The 16638-nt window shown below is 65.4% G+C and carries 15 protein-coding genes; 11 read left to right on the top strand and 4 right to left on the bottom strand.

The genetic code is table 11. The features are described 5' to 3' along the window. Positions 1-30 precede the first annotated feature (30 nt). The 3 genes from ACQP1G_RS12425 to ACQP1G_RS12435 are packed head-to-tail and all read left to right on the top strand — an operon-like array spanning position 31 to position 4911. Complete coding sequence (locus tag ACQP1G_RS12425; protein ID WP_433202520.1) at positions 31-2544, top strand: hypothetical protein; 2514 nt, start codon at positions 31-33, stop codon at positions 2542-2544. 52 nt (positions 2545-2596) lie between these two features. Then, the gene (locus tag ACQP1G_RS12430; RefSeq protein ID WP_433202523.1) at positions 2597-3505 is read left to right on the top strand and encodes a hypothetical protein; all 909 of its coding nucleotides are present in this window, start codon (positions 2597-2599) and stop codon (positions 3503-3505) included. Next, a complete protein-coding gene (locus ACQP1G_RS12435) occupies positions 3502-4911 on the top strand; it encodes a DUF4226 domain-containing protein (protein WP_433202526.1) in 1410 nt (469 codons plus the stop codon). The genes ACQP1G_RS12430 and ACQP1G_RS12435 overlap by 4 nt, the downstream gene beginning before the upstream one ends. A 27-nt stretch (positions 4912-4938) precedes the next feature. On the opposite strand, the gene ACQP1G_RS12440 is transcribed toward ACQP1G_RS12435, so the two are convergent. Further along, positions 4939-6123, bottom strand: coding sequence for a transglycosylase SLT domain-containing protein (locus ACQP1G_RS12440; protein ID WP_433202529.1), 1185 nt, complete (start codon positions 6121-6123; stop codon positions 4939-4941). Then, on the bottom strand, positions 6123-7289 hold the full coding sequence (locus ACQP1G_RS12445) for a transglycosylase SLT domain-containing protein (protein ID WP_433202532.1): 1167 nt from the start codon (positions 7287-7289) through the stop codon (positions 6123-6125). Before ACQP1G_RS12445 ends, ACQP1G_RS12440 begins: the two co-directional genes overlap by 1 nt. Before the next feature lie 678 nt (positions 7290-7967). Here ACQP1G_RS12445 and ACQP1G_RS12450 point away from each other — a divergent pair. From ACQP1G_RS12450 to ACQP1G_RS12485, 8 genes are read left to right on the top strand one after another with little or no spacing between them, the layout of a single operon-like run. Beyond that, positions 7968-8309: a hypothetical protein gene (locus tag ACQP1G_RS12450; protein ID WP_433202534.1), complete on the top strand. Its 342-nt coding sequence runs from the start codon at positions 7968-7970 to the stop codon at positions 8307-8309. Between the two features lie 42 nt (positions 8310-8351). Beyond that, positions 8352-9953 (top strand): bZIP transcription factor, encoded by a 1602-nt coding sequence (locus tag ACQP1G_RS12455; protein ID WP_433202537.1) that lies wholly within the window; start codon positions 8352-8354, stop codon positions 9951-9953. A 30-nt stretch (positions 9954-9983) separates the two neighbouring features. Then, complete coding sequence (locus ACQP1G_RS12460; protein WP_433202540.1) at positions 9984-11492, top strand: PPE domain-containing protein; 1509 nt, start codon at positions 9984-9986, stop codon at positions 11490-11492. Further along, complete coding sequence (locus tag ACQP1G_RS12465) at positions 11489-11881, top strand: YbaB/EbfC family nucleoid-associated protein (RefSeq protein ID WP_433202543.1); 393 nt, start codon at positions 11489-11491, stop codon at positions 11879-11881. The genes ACQP1G_RS12460 and ACQP1G_RS12465 overlap by 4 nt, the downstream gene beginning before the upstream one ends. Next, positions 11878-12594 carry a hypothetical protein gene (locus ACQP1G_RS12470; protein ID WP_433202546.1) on the top strand — a complete coding sequence of 239 codons (717 nt, stop codon included), beginning with the start codon at positions 11878-11880 and terminating at the stop codon, positions 12592-12594. Before ACQP1G_RS12465 ends, ACQP1G_RS12470 begins: the two co-directional genes overlap by 4 nt. An 11-nt stretch (positions 12595-12605) precedes the next feature. Then, positions 12606-12959, top strand: a complete 354-nt coding sequence (locus ACQP1G_RS12475; protein ID WP_433202549.1) for a hypothetical protein — start codon at positions 12606-12608, stop codon at positions 12957-12959. Positions 12960-13001: 42 nt separating this feature from the next. Next, a complete protein-coding gene (locus tag ACQP1G_RS12480) occupies positions 13002-13310 on the top strand; it encodes a hypothetical protein (protein ID WP_433202552.1) in 309 nt (102 codons plus the stop codon). Positions 13311-13317: 7 nt separating this feature from the next. Further along, complete coding sequence (locus ACQP1G_RS12485; protein WP_433202555.1) at positions 13318-15810, top strand: hypothetical protein; 2493 nt, start codon at positions 13318-13320, stop codon at positions 15808-15810. Here ACQP1G_RS12485 and ACQP1G_RS12490 read toward each other — a convergent pair. Then, a complete protein-coding gene (locus ACQP1G_RS12490; RefSeq protein ID WP_433202558.1) occupies positions 15801-16202 on the bottom strand; it encodes a YbaB/EbfC family nucleoid-associated protein in 402 nt (133 codons plus the stop codon). The genes ACQP1G_RS12485 and ACQP1G_RS12490 overlap by 10 nt on opposite strands. Before the next feature lie 159 nt (positions 16203-16361). Further along, positions 16362-16622: a hypothetical protein gene (locus tag ACQP1G_RS12495; protein WP_433202561.1), complete on the bottom strand. Its 261-nt coding sequence runs from the start codon at positions 16620-16622 to the stop codon at positions 16362-16364. Positions 16623-16638: the final 16 nt, after the last annotated feature.

Genomic DNA, 16638 nt, shown 5'->3' on the forward strand with positions numbered 1-16638 from the left:
AGTGGCCGATCAGAACTGCCCGACTTCGGAATGACGGAAGAATCGGCGCTGTTCGATCCGGTGCACTGGCGACCGTCAGAGGTATTCCGGCGATGTCGCGGGTGGATCGGTGCGACTCGCCGTCGGCGCTGGACCACGTGGACGCTCATCGCTCTTGTCGTGCTGTTCATCTGTCCGGGCATCATGGCGGTGCTGGCCACCGCGCAAACCGGTACGGGGACGGTATCCGCGCCCAACAGTGCGCTCAGTTGGATGCGGATCAAAGATTCGTCGGGAGTAGAACTCTCGAGTTACCTGTTCGCCACCAATCGCGGCGGTGTGTTGAACCCGGGAAACCTCGTATTGTCGTTCCTGATCATCGTGCTGTTCGCCATCTGGCTCGTTATCACGGTTACCGCGATCTGGCTGCCCACCGATACCCTGGACTTCGGTTGGCTGACCTTCGTCAGCAAGCCGCTGCAGGCCGTGGCCGAAAGTCTGTCGGGGCAGATCGCGACCCCGATCATGCTGGTGACTTTCGTAGCGATCGGCGGGATTCCCGTGGGCGTGTTCATCGTGCGCGGCTATTTCTCCAAGGCCTCGATGCAGGTCGTGATGATGGTGGGCGTGGCGATACTCGGGCCGCTCTTCCTCGCCGAGCCGCTGGCGGAGGTGCTGGCGCCGGACGGACTGCTGGCGCAGGGGCGGAATCTGGGCATTTCGGTGGCCGCCGGTTTGAACGGCAATAGCAATCCGAATCCGAATCAGTTGATCCAGACGATGCAGGCCGATATGGCGGACAATTTCGCACGCAGTCCGTTGCAGGTGTGGAACTTCGGGCACGTGGTCGACGACCGGGCGTCCTGCCGGGCGGCATGGTCGGCCGGTGTCACGGCCGGTGACGAGGACCGGGTCAAGAACGGGATGAAGTCGTGCGGGGACACCGTCGCATATTCGGCGGCCGATAACCCGAGCGTCGGTCAAATCGGCGCCGGTATTCTGCTGCTATTTTCCGGCACGGTGCTGTTGCTTTTCGGCGCATACCTGGCCATCAAGGTCATCTGGGCCGCGCTGGATTCGATCTACTACGGATTCATGACGATATTCGGATTCGCCGCGGGCGGATTCGTGTACGGGCCGACGCAGACGTTCACCATTCGCTGTGTCGTACACGGATTCGTCTCGGCCGGGCGCATGGCTGTATTCGTCATATTCCTCGGCGTCTATGAGCTGTTTCTCGGCGATCTGTTCAAGCAGGCGCGCGGCCAGGTCATGTCCGTATTCGTCATCGTAGCAATCGTGGAAATCGTCGCCATCTTCCAGTTGAAGCGACTCAATGCAGGTCTGGAGAAGGGCAACGACTGGATTGCCAACCGATTCGCGTTGGCTATTCAGAATGGTGGCGCTCGAGTCGGCTCGGGTGGGGGCGGTGGTAGTGGGACCGCTCTCGGCATGGGGCAATTCGGCGCAAGCCACAAGATGAGCGGCATCGGGATGATGGCTCTGATGGGTGGCGTGAGCACGATCGCCAACTCGCCATTGACCGAATGGATGATGGGCGGGCTGCCCGGATCGATCCACCCCCAATCCAGGCTGAAGAGGGCAATTACGGAAGCTCAGGGAGGTGTGTGGGCCGAGGATGGGCGGTTCGGTGGGCGGTTCGGCTGGTATTCGCAGTCGTACATGAACCGCGAACTCTTTGCGGCTAATGCTGGTGCGGAAGCCGGAGTGTACGGCGGTTTGGACTCGTTCCTGGGCAATGCCGCAGCGGTGCAAGGCGTTATCGATGTGGGTGGCACTGCGGCTGATTCGTACGGGGCCATGCTCGGCGCCGGTGCGCGGAACGAGGAACGAGCGCGACTCGCGGTACGCTCGCGTGCGACCATCGGCCAGGCTGCCGCCAATGAACCGCTCCAGGATCGCGACCTGGCGTTCTTGGCTGCCTCATTGCGACATACCCAGAATTCGGCACGCCTGCTGATCAATGGCGACGGCACCGCCGAGGAGGTCGCGGCCAATATGGGGACTCTGCAGCAGGCAGCCCGGGAATTCCGCAGAGTCCGAGCGGGTGGTGTCACGCTGGACGACGGCACCCCATATGTTCCCGGCACTCCGCAGCTGAATTTTGTCCAGGAATATATGAACGACATTCGCAATAATCCGGATGTGGCGATAGAGAAGATGCAGGCGTTGAATGACGTGATAAACAGGGTGCCGGTGCCGGCACCTACCCTCGCCAACCCGACGGCCGCACCGTCCATCGCCAGGGCGAGACTGCAAGGAGCCAATGTCGATGTGCGGGAGGCGGAGCGTATGAAGCAATGGATTATGAACGAGCACGCCAAGGACGCGCAGGAAGCCACCGAACGGCTTATTGGTAACGTCGCCGATCCGGACGCAATCCGCGATCTCCGGGATGTGGTCTTCGACGCCGTCCGAACAGAACATCTGGGCTCCGGTCGTACCGGAGATTTGTCCAATACCGTGACCCCGCGCGGACGCAATAACGCCGATCCGAGATGGGTACAGATAATGCCTGGGGTCAACAGGCTGCTGGGGAATTAGGACTGCGCCTTTGGGAAGGTAAAGTCGCTCGTCCTGTGCGGAGAGGTATTCGATGATCGGTCGGCTCATGTTCCTCGCCATGGTTCCCGCTTGGGCGTGGTTGTTGCTGGCGGTGGTGTCCGGACTGGGCACGGTGCTCGTCATCATGGTGCTCGTAGTCGGCGGCACGACGTCGGCCATCTCCGCCGACCTGCACTATCAGTGCGACAGTGCGGTAGGTCCGGACCCGTCGCTGACCGAGACCACCGCACCCCGCACGACCGCGGCCTCCGGTTCGGGCACGGCCGCCGCGACCTCCGCCGCGCCGACCGCCAACCCGTACGCGGAATTGACTGTGGCACCGGACGATACGACCGCGTCGGATTGGCAGCGCGCCTGCGTGAGTGCGATCCGCACCGCGCCGTATCAACTGCCGCCGCTGCAGACGACCATGAGCGGATTGCTCGGTGACTGTGCCCGCGAATTGGCCATCAATCACGCGCTGAAAGCGTCGGCGGGAAGTGCCGATGGTGCACCGAGTGGCCCCTCGAGTGCGGCAGGGCTGACACGGGATGTGATCTATCAGGCCTCGGCCGCCGCCGTCACCGGGCATTGCGATCCGGCGGCGCAACCACCGGTCGACACCGAACCCGTGGCACCGCCCGCGAGGAGTACGTCGGCGCAGCCGGGATCGGCGGCGGTCGCGTGCGGGCAATCGTCGAGTATCGGGAAGGCGGTGATCGTGCTTCCGAAAACCGTTGCGGGCCAGGCCGCGTGCGGACAGCGGGTCGATCCCGCCGCGGTGTCGGCGGGTGATCTGGTCTTCTGGGACTACCGCAGCAACGCCCCCGCCCGGACCGGAATCGCCCTCGGCGCAACACAAGTCATGACTTATGATCCCTATTCCGGACGGTTCGTCGAGCAGTCGATGCCGACCGGCCGTGACGTCCGCATCAAGCGAGTGCTAGGGGGTGGGTCGTGACGAGCGCAGAGGTGTGGCCTGCTGACTACCAGGTCGAAGTTGTCGACGAGCCGACCGAAGGTGCTGGCGAGGAGGGTGATTCGCAATCCGGCCCGGTAACGCCATGGTCGGGTAGGCAAGGGCACAAGGCCGCGCCGCGCACGGGCACCGCCCCGTTGAATCCGGGATCCGGTTCGTCGCCGGGGCAGAACGGGGCGCCAGCGACACCACAGGGGCAAGCGGGTCAGGGGGGATCCGCTCCGGGCGTGACCGCCGCGCCGCAGGGCAATATTGTCGTCCCGCCCGGTCCGGGGGCGGGGCAGCCGACGCAGCCGCCGGCTCCGCAAGCTCGGGCTGCGCCTGCTGAGCCTGCGCCGCCGTTGGTGGATCCGGATACGGTGGCGGCGTTGGCGCCGGCGGCGTTGTCGGCGGGGACGATGGCGATGGGTATGTTGCCGATGCTGGCCTCGGCGTTGGCGGGGTTGGGCAGCGGCAGTGGTGGTAGTGGTAGTGGTTCGGGTACGGGTTCTGGTGCCGATAGTGGTGGTGCCGATGGATCCGAGGGTGGGTTGTCGCCGGAGGCGCAGAAGGCGTTGCAGGCGTTGAAGTTGCTGGCCGCTGTTTATGGTGACGGGAAGACCGATGATCCGGAGGTCAAGCAGTTACGGCAGCAAATGGGGATCAACGGGTCGGGTTCGGGGGCGACCGCGATCAAGGCGCGGCAGTTGTTCCAAAAGAATGCGGCGACCGCGTTCAACAACCTCGACAACCAATTGGCTTCCTACATCACGGGTTTGGCCGGTAACCACACGGTCGACAAGAAAGCGGTCACCGCGCTGATCCGTGAGGTCAACGTCGCGCTGGCCGAACTCGGCCCCCAGGCCTATACCAAGGCAGGACGCCAGAAGGTCCACCAAATCCTCACCACCGCACTACAAAAAGCCAGCCAAATCGTCACCGGTACGCAGGCGAGCTCCACCGACACCGCCAATGCCATCAACCGGCTCACCAACCAGTACCTGTACAACATCGCCGGCAAAAAGTACGCAGGCTCGGCCGCCGGAACGTCCGCGGCCGCGCAGAAGGCGGTCCAGGTCGCAATGGCCCAACAGGGCGATCCGTATGTGGGGGGTGCCGAGGGGCCGAATTCCTTCGACTGCTCCGGGCTCATGCAATACGCCGCGGCTCAGGCGGGTGTCAGCATTCCTCGTGTCGCCTCCGCCCAGTATCAACAGTTGCCGAAGGTCAATCCGGCCGATATCCGCCCCGGTGATCTGATCTTCCCCGACTCTGAATTCAACAATGGGAATCCTGGTCACGTCATGATGTATATCGGAAACGGCCAATGCGTCGAGGCCCCGCATACCGGTGATGTCGTGAAAGTGATCTCGCTGCCGCGCGGTTATCACGCCACCCGCTGGTCCTGACAGTCGAACGCCGACCTCATCGCCCGCTCAGTACCCGACGTAATGCCCGCCCTGGTGCATCGCCTGGATGCCCGGCACATTGCTGACCGAACCATAGCGGTCGATGGAGTACCGCACGCCCGCGATGATGTTGTCGACCGGATTCCAGATATCGCGATGGCCGGGCAGCGCGTAGGCGTTGAAGGTGGGATCGATGGTCTGCATCAGGCCCTTGGACGGAGTTCCTTTGGCGGCGTTGCTGTCCCAGAGATTGATCGCATTCGGATCGCCAGCGGATTCGTGCTGGATAATCGCGGCGATATCGGCGGGATTGATGTGCCGCGTGTCGTAGCCGTTGGCGGCCAGGATACGCAAGGCATCGTTGATCCACTGCCCCTGGCGGCCGGACGGGCGCGTGCGGGGCGGACGTGCACTGGATCCGCTGGTGCTCGGCTGGGCCCGGCGCGGCGGCTGCCGGGTGGGGCGTGCGTTCTGCAGGAACCGGTCGGCCAGTGCGGCAACCTTATCCGCGGTGATCGCCGCCGCGGCCTGTCCCTGTCCGAGCACGGTGCCTGCACGCTGTAGGGCATTGCTGAGTGTGGTGATGAGCATCTGACGCCCGGCGGTGGTATCGGCGACGCCGCCTAGTGCGGTCATTGCCGTATTCACCTCGGCGATAATCCCATCGACGGCCGCCCGGCCCTGGATGGTGCTGTCGGCGGTGCCGCCGAGCAGGCGGCCGAGTTCGGTGTTCAACGACTGCGTCGATTGCGCTCGGCGTGCGGTGTCGAGATTGTTCGCCGCGTACTGCGATCCCGATTCGCCGGGCCATGAACTCGGTTGTCCAGATCCGAGCGCGGGCGGTGCGTACGGCTGACCGGTATCGGCGGTGGGGTTGGTACTGCCGTACTGGGCGGCAATGGATGCCAGCGCACCGAGCGCCGCTGCCGCGTACGGTGCGCTGGTGCCGAATCCGGCGAGTGCGTCGGGGCGGGCGGCAGCGGGCGATCCGGTTGCCGTGGTACCGGATTCGGCGACCGGTCCCGCCGCCGGGCCGCGTGCGGCCGCGGTCGCGGCGGACTGCTGTGCGAGAGCGCCCGATGGTCCGGTCGGTGCCCGCGGTGTACTGCGTCGTGTCGCGTTCCGGCGTGGTGCGGATGTCGTTGTGCCGGACCGGGTCTCGTGCGCGTCGTCGAGGCTCGGATCCGGTGTGTCCCGCTGTGGTGGCGGCATCAGTAGGGCTCGTACGCTCGGCCGCTGCGTACCGCCTTGACGCCCGGCACATTGCTGACCGAGCCGTATCGGCTTATCGCGTAACGGACGCCGGCGACGATATTGTCGACCGGGTTGTAGATGTTCGTGTGTCCGGATGCGGCGTACTGATTGAAGGTCGGGCCGATGGTCTGCATGAGCCCGATCGAGGGTGTACCCGCGGCGGCATTGCTGTCGTAGTTGTTGGTGGCACTGGGATTGCCGCCCGATTCGTGCTGGATGATGATCGCGATGGCCTGCGGATCGATCGTGCTGATGTTGTAGCCCAACTGCTGCAGCACCTGCAGTGCCTGGTTGATCCAGTCACCGACGGTTCCGCCGGGCATCTGGCTGCTGGTGCCGCCCGTATATTTTTTCCCGGCGATGTTGTAGAGGTACTGGTTGGTGAGCCGGTTGATGGCATTGGCGGTCGTTGACGCGGTGGCGTTGCTGCCGGTGACGATTTGGCTGGCTTTTTGTAGTGCGGTGGTGAGGATTTGGTGGACCTTCTGGCGTCCTGCCTTGGTATAGGCCTGGGGGCCGAGTTCGGCCAGCGCGACGTTGACCTCACGGATCAGCGCGGTGACCGCTTTCTTGTCGACCGTGTGGTTACCGGCCAAACCCGTGATGTAGGAAGCCAATTGGTTGTCGAGGTTGTTGAACGCGGTCGCCGCATTCTTTTGGAACAACTGCCGCGCCTTGATCGCGGTCGCCCCCGAACCCGACCCGTTGATCCCCATTTGCTGCCGTAACTGCTTGACCTCCGGATCATCGGTCTTCCCGTCACCATAAACAGCGGCCAGCAACTTCAACGCCTGCAACGCCTTCTGCGCCTCCGGCGACAACCCACCCTCGGATCCATCGGCACCACCACTATCGGCACCAGAACCCGTACCCGAACCACTACCACTACCACCACTGCCGCTGCCCAACCCCGCCAACGCCGAGGCCAGCATCGGCAACATACCCATCGCCATCGTCCCCGCCGACAACGCCGCCGGCGCCAACGCCGCCACCGTATCCGGATCCACCAACGGCGGCGCAGGCTCAGCAGGCGCAGCCCGAGCTTGCGGAGCCGGCGGCTGCGTCGGCTGCCCCGCCCCCGGACCGGGCGGGACGACAATATTGCCCTGCGGCGCGGCGGTCACGCCCGGACCGGATCCCGAACCAGCTGGCTGGGCACCGGAATTCGGGCCTTGGGCAGCCGTTCCCGGTGGCGCCGCATTAGTGTTCGTCGATCCCTGGTTCGCCGGTGCCGACCCGTTCTGTCCGGGCATCGCCGGTTGCCCGGATGCGCCCGGAGTCGTGCCCCTGCGTCTGTTCGACCACGGCGTTACCGGAGCGGATGGTCCCGGCTCGGCACTGCCCTCATCCGCTTGATGGTCGACGGCGATCTCTGCCTCGGCGCTGGTCATAGCGCACCGCCGAGCGGCCACCGCACGCGGGGTCGGGTGACCGGCGATGCCGGACGCCCGAGCGGCAGGCCGTGGAGGTGCATCCGGTACTTCCTCCTGTATCGATCGCCCGGCGGACCGGAACAAGGGGGCGGCCACGGCAATTCGTGCACGTCAGTTCATGTCCTACCGTCATCATCCTGACGCGTTCGGTGTGCACATCAGGTTCCCACCGTTGGGAATCCTCAACAATGAGGAGGTCGATAGACCGTCCACGCATGGTCGTCAACGATCTATTGCGGTAGGTGCGCGCGACATCGGATAGGTGATCACATGGGTTTCAGTTTATTCGGCCTCAGCGGGGCGGACCTGGCCATAGGTGGGTTAACGACTGCGCTCTCGTTTATTCCTGGGGTCGGGACGGCCGCTTCCATGGTCATCGGTGGCGCGGCGGCTGCACTGCAGGCCAAGCTCGAGGGCAAGGACTGGGGCGATGCTCTCGAACAAGGCGTCGTTGTCGGCGCCGTAAGTGGGCTCGGCGGCAAGCTCGTTGGTAACGCGGTATTGGGTTTGGCGCGCGGGGCAGGCGGGCGTCTGGCCACGAAGGGCTTGGTGGCCGGGGCCACAAAGCTGCGCTACGCACCATGGGGGATGACAGCAACGCGAGCCGTGGGCCGCGGCGTGAGCGCCGCAATTGCGAACGCGGCCTACGGTTCGCTCACCGCAGGATCGCCGACCGCCCTTGCCGAACTACCCATCAAGCCCATCTCGTAACGGATCCGGCCGAGGAGCAGCTCCTTGTTGACAATTCACCAAATGTGGATGCCTGACCGCGATCAGATGCAGGCGGATCAAAAGTATGCGCAGTATGTGCCGCTGTTAAGCACGATAGGTTGGTACGGGCAGCTGCCCAAGACGTTCCAAGGTTATTTCGACAGTTGCGGCAACGGCGACGAGAATAAGGGCAGCCCACCGGAGATACCAAAGCTTCCTGAGGTCAAGGGTTCGGATCTGGCGAATTTCACGAACTACGGGAGCACGGCGACCAGCCTGCGCCAGGCGGCCGATCTGATGTATGACTCGGCCAAGGCGATTGCGCCGCAGGCCAAGAAGACCGAGGCCATCTCCATTGCCGCGCAGAAGGCCGTCAATGCCGGAATCGACCACATTACCAACAGTGCCCCGACTGTGCCTAAACCGGGGATGAAGGAAGATCAGCACATCTACGAGTTCTGCAACGAGGCGATCCAGTCTGTCGCAAATGCTTTCGACGAGGCGGCCAACGCGACCAAGGATGTCAAGGACGGTCTCGACAAAGAGACCGCGAAACTCAAAGAGCTCGAAGATCAGATCAAGAAGCTCCAGCAGGAGAACGCGGATCTCAAGAAGAAGTTGCTCGATCCGGCGACCGTCCCCCAAGTGCCGGCGACTCCGACCACACCGGGTATCGACCCCAACAACGTCACCCCCATCGACGACAATTCTCTGGTCCCGGGGCTGAACGACCTCAATCCGACCACTCCCGGAGTCGACACCGGAACCACGCCGACCGGTACCTCGCTCGACGACAAGGTGCAGCAGGCGCTCGACAACCTCAACAACAGCGCCACGAATCCGAACAACGCCACACCGGCGTCCGTGCCGAGCACGGCTGCGGCGTCACCAGCGAACTCCGGCATGGACATGATGAGTTCGATGCTGCCGATGTTGATGTCGCAGATGATGAACCGCGGCCAGAACGATACCGACCTGAACAACCGGCGCAGCGAATACGACCCGTACCAGGACGAACTCCGCGCCGTACCTGCGGCCGTCGCACCGGCCCAACCGGCGGTGCAGCCCGCGACCAGCACGCCGGCACCCGCAACCAATACCGCGCCACCGACGAATTCGTCGTCCACGCAGCCGACGGCCGGAATGCCCGGCCGCACGCCGAATTCCGATGGAACCGTCTTGTACACCTTCCCGGATGGCCGGACGCAGAAGGTATCCGTCACTGTCGCACAGGCTTTGGATGCGGCATTCGGCAACGCCAGCGGCACCGACGCCCAGGCGGCATACGCGAAGACTCCCGCGAAGTGGTCGGACAAGAAGCAGATCGGGACCCCGGTCGATCCGTACCAGCTGATGACCGGCGATGTCGCGATCTGGGACGGGCGCACCGCGATCGTGGTGGCCTTCCCCTCCGACGAAGGCGGCACACTGGAGGTCGTGGTCAGCGGCCAGTTGAAGCAGTTCACTCCAACGGAAATGTCCGATAGCGCTGGGGAATTCGGCCAATTCGTCGGGTTCAACCATCCGCACGGAATCGAAGCAACCGCACCGGAGGACCACGATCAGGGCAAGATGTCGGGTATGCCGGTAACCGGCGATCCGTCGGCGGGTGCGGCGATGCCCGCGGTGGCCGCTCCGGCGTGATCGTGAACCGGATGGTGAGAGGAGGACGCGATGCCGCTGAATGTCGATCCGGCGGAACTCGTCGATGTGGCCTCGAAGCTGGCCGCACTGGCGCGTGAGACCGGAGCCGGATTGCCGAACGGCTGGGTGCAGCCCGCGGGGGCGGACCCGATCTCCGGAGCCCATGTGCCCCGGCTCAACGCGCAGGCCGCGTCGCTGTTCAATGGCGTGCTCGGCGTGCTCAATGAGGTCCAGCGCCACGCACACCACGTCGGCGGTGCGGCAACCGATTACACCACCACCGATGATCAGAATGCGCGCATCGTGAATGGCAGCGGCGCGGAGATCCTCGCCAATCCGGTAGGCGATGTGCAGGAGTTCGGTCTCCGGCAGCCGCCGAACTTCGCCCTGCCCGCGGCCACCGGATCCGTCGACCCACTCACCTTCGCCAAGCAGTTGCACACCGGCCCCGGCCCCGGCCCGGCGACCAGTTTCGCGGCCGATATTCGCAAGTACACCGGTGGCTTCCACACCGCCGCCGCCGAAGGCGTCGACGGTGCGGCCACGCTGATGCAGAACTGGACGCCGGTCGGCACCACGGTGGCCGAGCACCTCACCGAGCATCGGAATTGGCTGGGGCAGCTCGGCACTGGATTGGGTGCGCTGGCCGACAATGTCGACGCCTACAGCAGTGCGTTCACGATCGCGAAGGCCAAACATCCGACACCCGAGGAGATCATCGCGGCCCGCAAGCGGTTGCTGGCCGCGATGAAATCGAAGAACGAGTTGGCGATCGAAGAGGCGCTTGCCGAATTCCAGGAGCAGAACGCCCGCTCGGCCGAGGCGATCACCGGTTACACCACGACCGTCAACTCCAAGATTCCCACCGAGGGTGGCACGGGTGACACCGGTGGCAACGGCAAGGGCGGTGGCAGCAGCAGTGGCAGTGGCAGCGATACCAGCATGCTGTCCCAGATGCTGCCCGCGATGATGAGCGCCATGTCCTCCGCCGCGGGTATGACCCAGAACCAGGACACCTCGGACCTCGGTCTGGATGACGAGTACAGCGACTACGGATACGACGACCTCGGCGTCCCCTCCGGCCTCGGGGCGCTGAGCTCGGGGGCATCGGGCAGCCCGATCTCCGGCGCGGGGGTGCCGGACATCACCGGCGCGACCACCTCGATGTCGGTGGGCGCCATGCCGATTGTCGCCACCGCGGGTGCGGCATCGAGCACCGCGGTCGGGATGGCGAGGACACCGGTCATCGAGCCGCTGTCGGCGTCGTCGGCCGCGGCGGCCGCCGCACGCGGTGCCGGGACCGGGAGCGGGATGATGCCGTATATGCCGATGTCCCCTGGTATGGGCGGTGGCGGTGGCGGCAGCGGCAGCGAACGCAATCGAGTGGTCGCCTGGCATCCCGATCGGTTGATGTACGTCGACGACACCCCCCATACCGAACAGGTCATCGGGGAACGGCCGACGATCGCCCCGACCGTGACACCGGCGACGCCGGCGCCAGGTGGCCAGAGCCCGACCCAATCCGGAGGTTCCATGTGAGTGATATCCACCCCGATGTCCAGGCGGCCCTCGACGCCGCTCGCGAGTTGCGGCATCGAATCGCCGATATGCGTGAGCGGATCGATAGCATCCGGGCGCGCCGGCCGTCGCCGAGCGGTGCGATCATCCCCGAGTTGGACGCGATGGGCCGGCTGACGGATCTGTTTCTGGCGCCGGGCACCGTGGACCGCCTCACCAATCAGGAACTGGTCACGGAGATCATGGCGGCCATTCGGGAGAGCACCGCCGATGCGGCACGGCAGTACCAGAGCGTGATGGAGTCGGTGCCGCCGCCCGAGCCGTTCGAGCCTGCCGGTCCGTCCGGCTTCTCCGGCCCCTCCGGTCCGTCCGGGGCGCCCTCGGCGACAGCCGGTGCGGTGCCGTCATGACCGAACCCGGCGCGGTCACCGTTGCCGATACCGTGCGGTGGCTGCACGATGAGGGCCTCGTCCGATTGGCCGGAGTCGCGGAGCGGATGCCGAGTCTGGTGGCCGCGTACACCATCGACGTCGCGACCGGAACCGTCGTCGCCCATCCCGCGACCGGTGCCGGCGTCGGATCGGATGTGGTGACCCTCGGCGCCGACGATCTGCCCTATCCGGTCGGCACCGCCAAGCGATTGGTCATCGTGGGTGTCACCACCGCCGACACATTGCTGGTCGTCGACCTGGCGACGGCGTTGACCATCGCCATAAACGCCGATCGACCCGAATTGGCGGCCCGGGCCTGGGCGGTGCAACTGCTGCTCAACTCCGAGATCACGTTGACCACCAATAGCGCCGATATCGCGATCGCGAATAGTCCGCGCTGCCGACAGAGTTTCATCCCCGGTGGCGGCGCGACGATCATGAATGTCGACGACACACGCCCGCCGATCACAACACTTACGCTCAACCCGACCAACGAGGGGCCCGATCATCTCGATGTCGCCCCGGACGGAACCGCCGAGATGTACCTCGGCGCTCGATTCTGGCAGCTGCGCCAGATCATGAGCATCGACGATGCCGCATGGGGCGCCTTGGCCGAGCGGCTGGACGCACCCGATGAGGATCCGTCCGTGCGTAGCGCATCCTCGAATCGTCAACATGCCGAACGACTTTAGGAGGGATCCCGTTGACTGAGACACATCCGGACGAGCTCGACGTGGACGAGGCGGCACCGGCTCCCGACTGGCGCAGCATGGTCTACGAAGTATTCAATCCCGACCACACCTGCGGCGTCGCCTGCGATCGTGACGGGGAGATCGTCGGTCTGCACATCACCGACGATGCTCGCGACAACGGCGATGCCTGGTTGGCCGCGGAGATCCTGAAGCTCGCGCGCCTGGCACATATGAAGTCCCGGGTCGGGCTGCGCGCCGAAATGGAGTACAAGGGCACTCGTTCCTACACCATCGACTCGTTCGATCTGCCCACCGAAGCCTCCTTCCGCGCCATGGTGAATGCCGAATTCGGCGCCACCAGCTGAACCGAAATTTCCGCACCGAACCTCTCCAGACGGGATGCCGACATGGTGGATATGGACGAACCGCACGAAGTGAACGCTGCGGCAGGCAGATTCGCCGGAGCCATCGAAACGATGTTGGGTCAGGTTGCCGGGACCGTCGCGGATCTGGTCCTGCACCACCAGCCGAAATCGGAACTCGACCGCACCCTCGACACCCACCGGAAGAAAGTTGTGGCGGCATTCGACCACGCCGCGCCGATCAGTAAGCACGGGGCGCGGGTCACCCACACCGCGACAGTGAGCACGACGAATGTCCTCACCGACGCGGATGTGGCGGGCGGGAAGTACGTCCGCCACTACGACTCGATCTGATCACCGGATGCCACCGGAGCACGAAAGTCCATACTGGGACGAGATAGTCCAGGACAACTGGCCGGAGGTCCCGCCCGGTGACTGGAGCGCTCTGGAAACCACGTCCCGTGACGGCGCCGCGGCGCTGGACTTGCTCGGTGCCGAACAAGCCCGTCGCGACTTCGACAATCGGGTCCGCGCCAGCGAGGGGCTCGAACCCATCAAACAAAATATGCTGAAGCAGCGGGGGAACCCGCAGGCCTTCGCCGACGCACTGGATGCTGCGGCAGATATCTTCGGGTATTTCTCCGATCTGGTCTATCGCACCCGCAACCAGATCCTCGACATCGTCGAGGAGGCCACCGCCAAGATTCGCCATGCGTATCAGGCCGCCGAAAACGACGAATCCGATGACGAGGCCGAACGCGAGGCCAAGGCGGCCGCACTGCGCGATCGAGTCGCCCGGATCATCGCCGAGGCCCGGGCTGAAGTAGACGATGTGGCGCGGACCGCGCTGAAATTGATCGATCCGACGATTTTGCCGACGCTGGAGCGGCTCGACGATGGGCTGCGGCCGCATGGGCCCGGGACCCCCGGCGGTCCCCATCTGCCGGACGGACCGCCGGGACACCGGCCCGCGCATCAGCATCTGCCGGGCCCACAGCACCAGATCGGGCAACCGGGGCCAGGACCGAACCACCAGTTCCCCGGTCCGCTGGGCTTCGGCCCGCAATTCGATGTGCCGGTGGTGGATCCGTCCGACCAGGGCTTGCCGGAGAGCAGGCCGACGGAACTTCCCGTTGATACGCCGTCCCAGGGCGCGCCCACGGATACGTCGACCGGTCCGGGGATGCCGCCCGCGGTCTCGGCCCCGACTTCGACTCCGGGCGCCACTACCGGCTATGTTCCGACGGCGCAGCCGGACGGTGGCGATCCAGGTGCTTCCACGACCGGCGTCGCGTCGCGTGCGCCGTCGACGACCGGCTCCGGTGAATTCCAGGATCATACCGATTCCGGTGCGCATGGCGAGACGGCAGACGAGACGACCGATTCCCAGCAGCACGGGGAACCCGGCACGGCCGCAACCGATTCCGGTCGCGGCTCCGATCCCGCCGAGATGGCACGGGAGGCGGCGTCGACCAACTCGGCAGCGCAGATGACGCCGATGCTGCCGACAATCCTGCCGCCCGCGGCCGGTTCGACCGGCATATCCGCGCCGCCATCATCGGCGCCGCCGATGTCAGCACAGTCCGCGCCGCAGACGTCGGCGCAGTCCCCGGCGGCGCAGTCGCGGTCGGGGATGGAATCGAAAGCCCCGCAGGTCGATTCGCGCGGATCAGGGTCCCCGGTCCCGAAGGTATCCGCCGGCCCTGCCGCGCCCGTGCCGAATGCGGCCGTCCCGCCCGCGAAACCGAATTCGCCGCAACGTGATCCGCAGGCCGTGGATGGGCGGCCGAATACCGGCGGCAGCGACGAACTGATCCGAGATGTGGTCGGCGGTGCGATGGCCGCCGCCGCGGCCCCGACCTTCATGCTCGGCGAGCGGGTCGACGGCGATCTCGTGCTGGCTCGGACATTGCTGGGCGGTGTGCTGACCGTGGTGGATTCGTCGGTGATCGGCCTGGAGTGGGCGGTGTCGATAATGCGGCATTCCGGCGGCATCAACGCGTTCGTCACCTCGAACGAGGGCCGCAGCTGGCTCCCCGCGGGCTTGTATCTTCCGCGCGAGATTTCGACGCCGTGGATGTGGGAGGTCGCGGACCCCGCGTGGGAAGGCGTATCCGATCCGGCGCGGGTGCTCGCCGAATTCGGCGCGGCATGGGGACGCCGGACGGGTGCCAAAGTGACGGCAATCGTATCGTCGCAGTCGATCGATTCGGCTATGCGCGCCCAACTGCGTGAGGTACCGATGGAGGGGCCGGTATCCGCCTCGTCGGCAATGGATTTGAGCGCGGCGGCAGCGGGTTTGGCGGATCGCTTCGGTCTGGTGGCCGCGCCGCAGTTACTGGAGCGCGTCGGACAAGTGCCGGTGCAGGGGATCGGATCGCGCTGCATCGACCTCGCCTGGGATGCTCATCGGCGTGTCGGACAGGCGGGCGCCCCCGACTCGCTGGGGCTGCCGCACCTGCGCCAGCGGATCCTGGAGGCGATCCGGCAACGCCGAGAGGTACCCGCCGAGTGGTGGGAGGAACTGCGTGACGCAGACGATCTGCTCGCCGCGTCGATGCTGTCGCGCCGAGCCGACGTCGCACGAGTGGCGTTGGGGGAGTTGCGATCCGACGCCGATGGACGGTCGGCAACGGAGACGATGCTGCTGCGCGCGATGGTATTCGAGCGCCGCTGTGACGAACTGGTACTGCTACTCGCCGAGCAACCTGATCGGCAGCGCTTGCGCGATGCGGTCTACGCCCACGGACAGATCGTCGATCATCCGTTGTTCGTGGACGCGCCACGCGCCCCGACGGGCACCACGGCCGCTCGGCGACCGACGATCAGCGCGGGACCACCACGTCAGTCGTAGTAGTCGTCGTACTCGTCGTCCTCATAACGGACCGGGGCGGGCTGCTCGACGGCCGCCGCATCCGGTTCCCGCAGGCTGGGTGCGCCCGGCAGCAGATCCTCCGGATCGGGCATGCGGCCGACGATATCTTCGATCGGGCCGATGGTCTCACTGACCCGCTGATGCGCCAGTCGCGCGGCCTCCCTGGCTGCCTCGGTGACGGCCCGGCCGAGATCAGCAGCCGCACCACGCAGCGCGCGCGGCTCCAGGCGCACATCGGTGACGACGCCGGACTGATCGACGGTCACCTCGACCGAACCATCGCGCGAACTGGCCTTGGCGCTCAGCGCGGACAACTCGTCCCGGATATCGGCGAGCTGTGCCCGTTGCTGTTCGTAGTGCCACTGCTCCATCAGCTGCTGTCTACCTCGCGTGCCGGCTTGCGCTCAGCGCTTTCTGCGCATCGTCACAACGATATCGGTTCGTATCTCGAGCAGCCAATGCCCTCCGGCCGGATCTGTTAGGAGACGAACTCGACGGTAGTTCGGAAATACCGGCGGGCGACGGCGACGTCATCGAAGCTCGAGTGCTGCCTGGCCCTCGGCATAATGTCCCGGCATCATCGCCGCGATATCGGCCCGAATTTCGCGCGGCCATTGCGGATCCGCGAGCTGAGCCAATAACCAGTCGGTGTCGTTGCGGTCGAGGCGGGCCACCGCAAAGTACACGATGTCGTCGTCGAACATCTCCGGATTTCGCACCGTATCTATTTCACCGTGCAGGTATTCGGTCACGATCTTGCGGGCTGCGATGATCCGCTGTTGCCGGTCCATCTGGTCCTCCCTGTGC

The organism is Nocardia sp. CA-107356 (genome assembly GCF_050946365.1).
Classification (GTDB): domain Bacteria; phylum Actinomycetota; class Actinomycetes; order Mycobacteriales; family Mycobacteriaceae; genus Nocardia.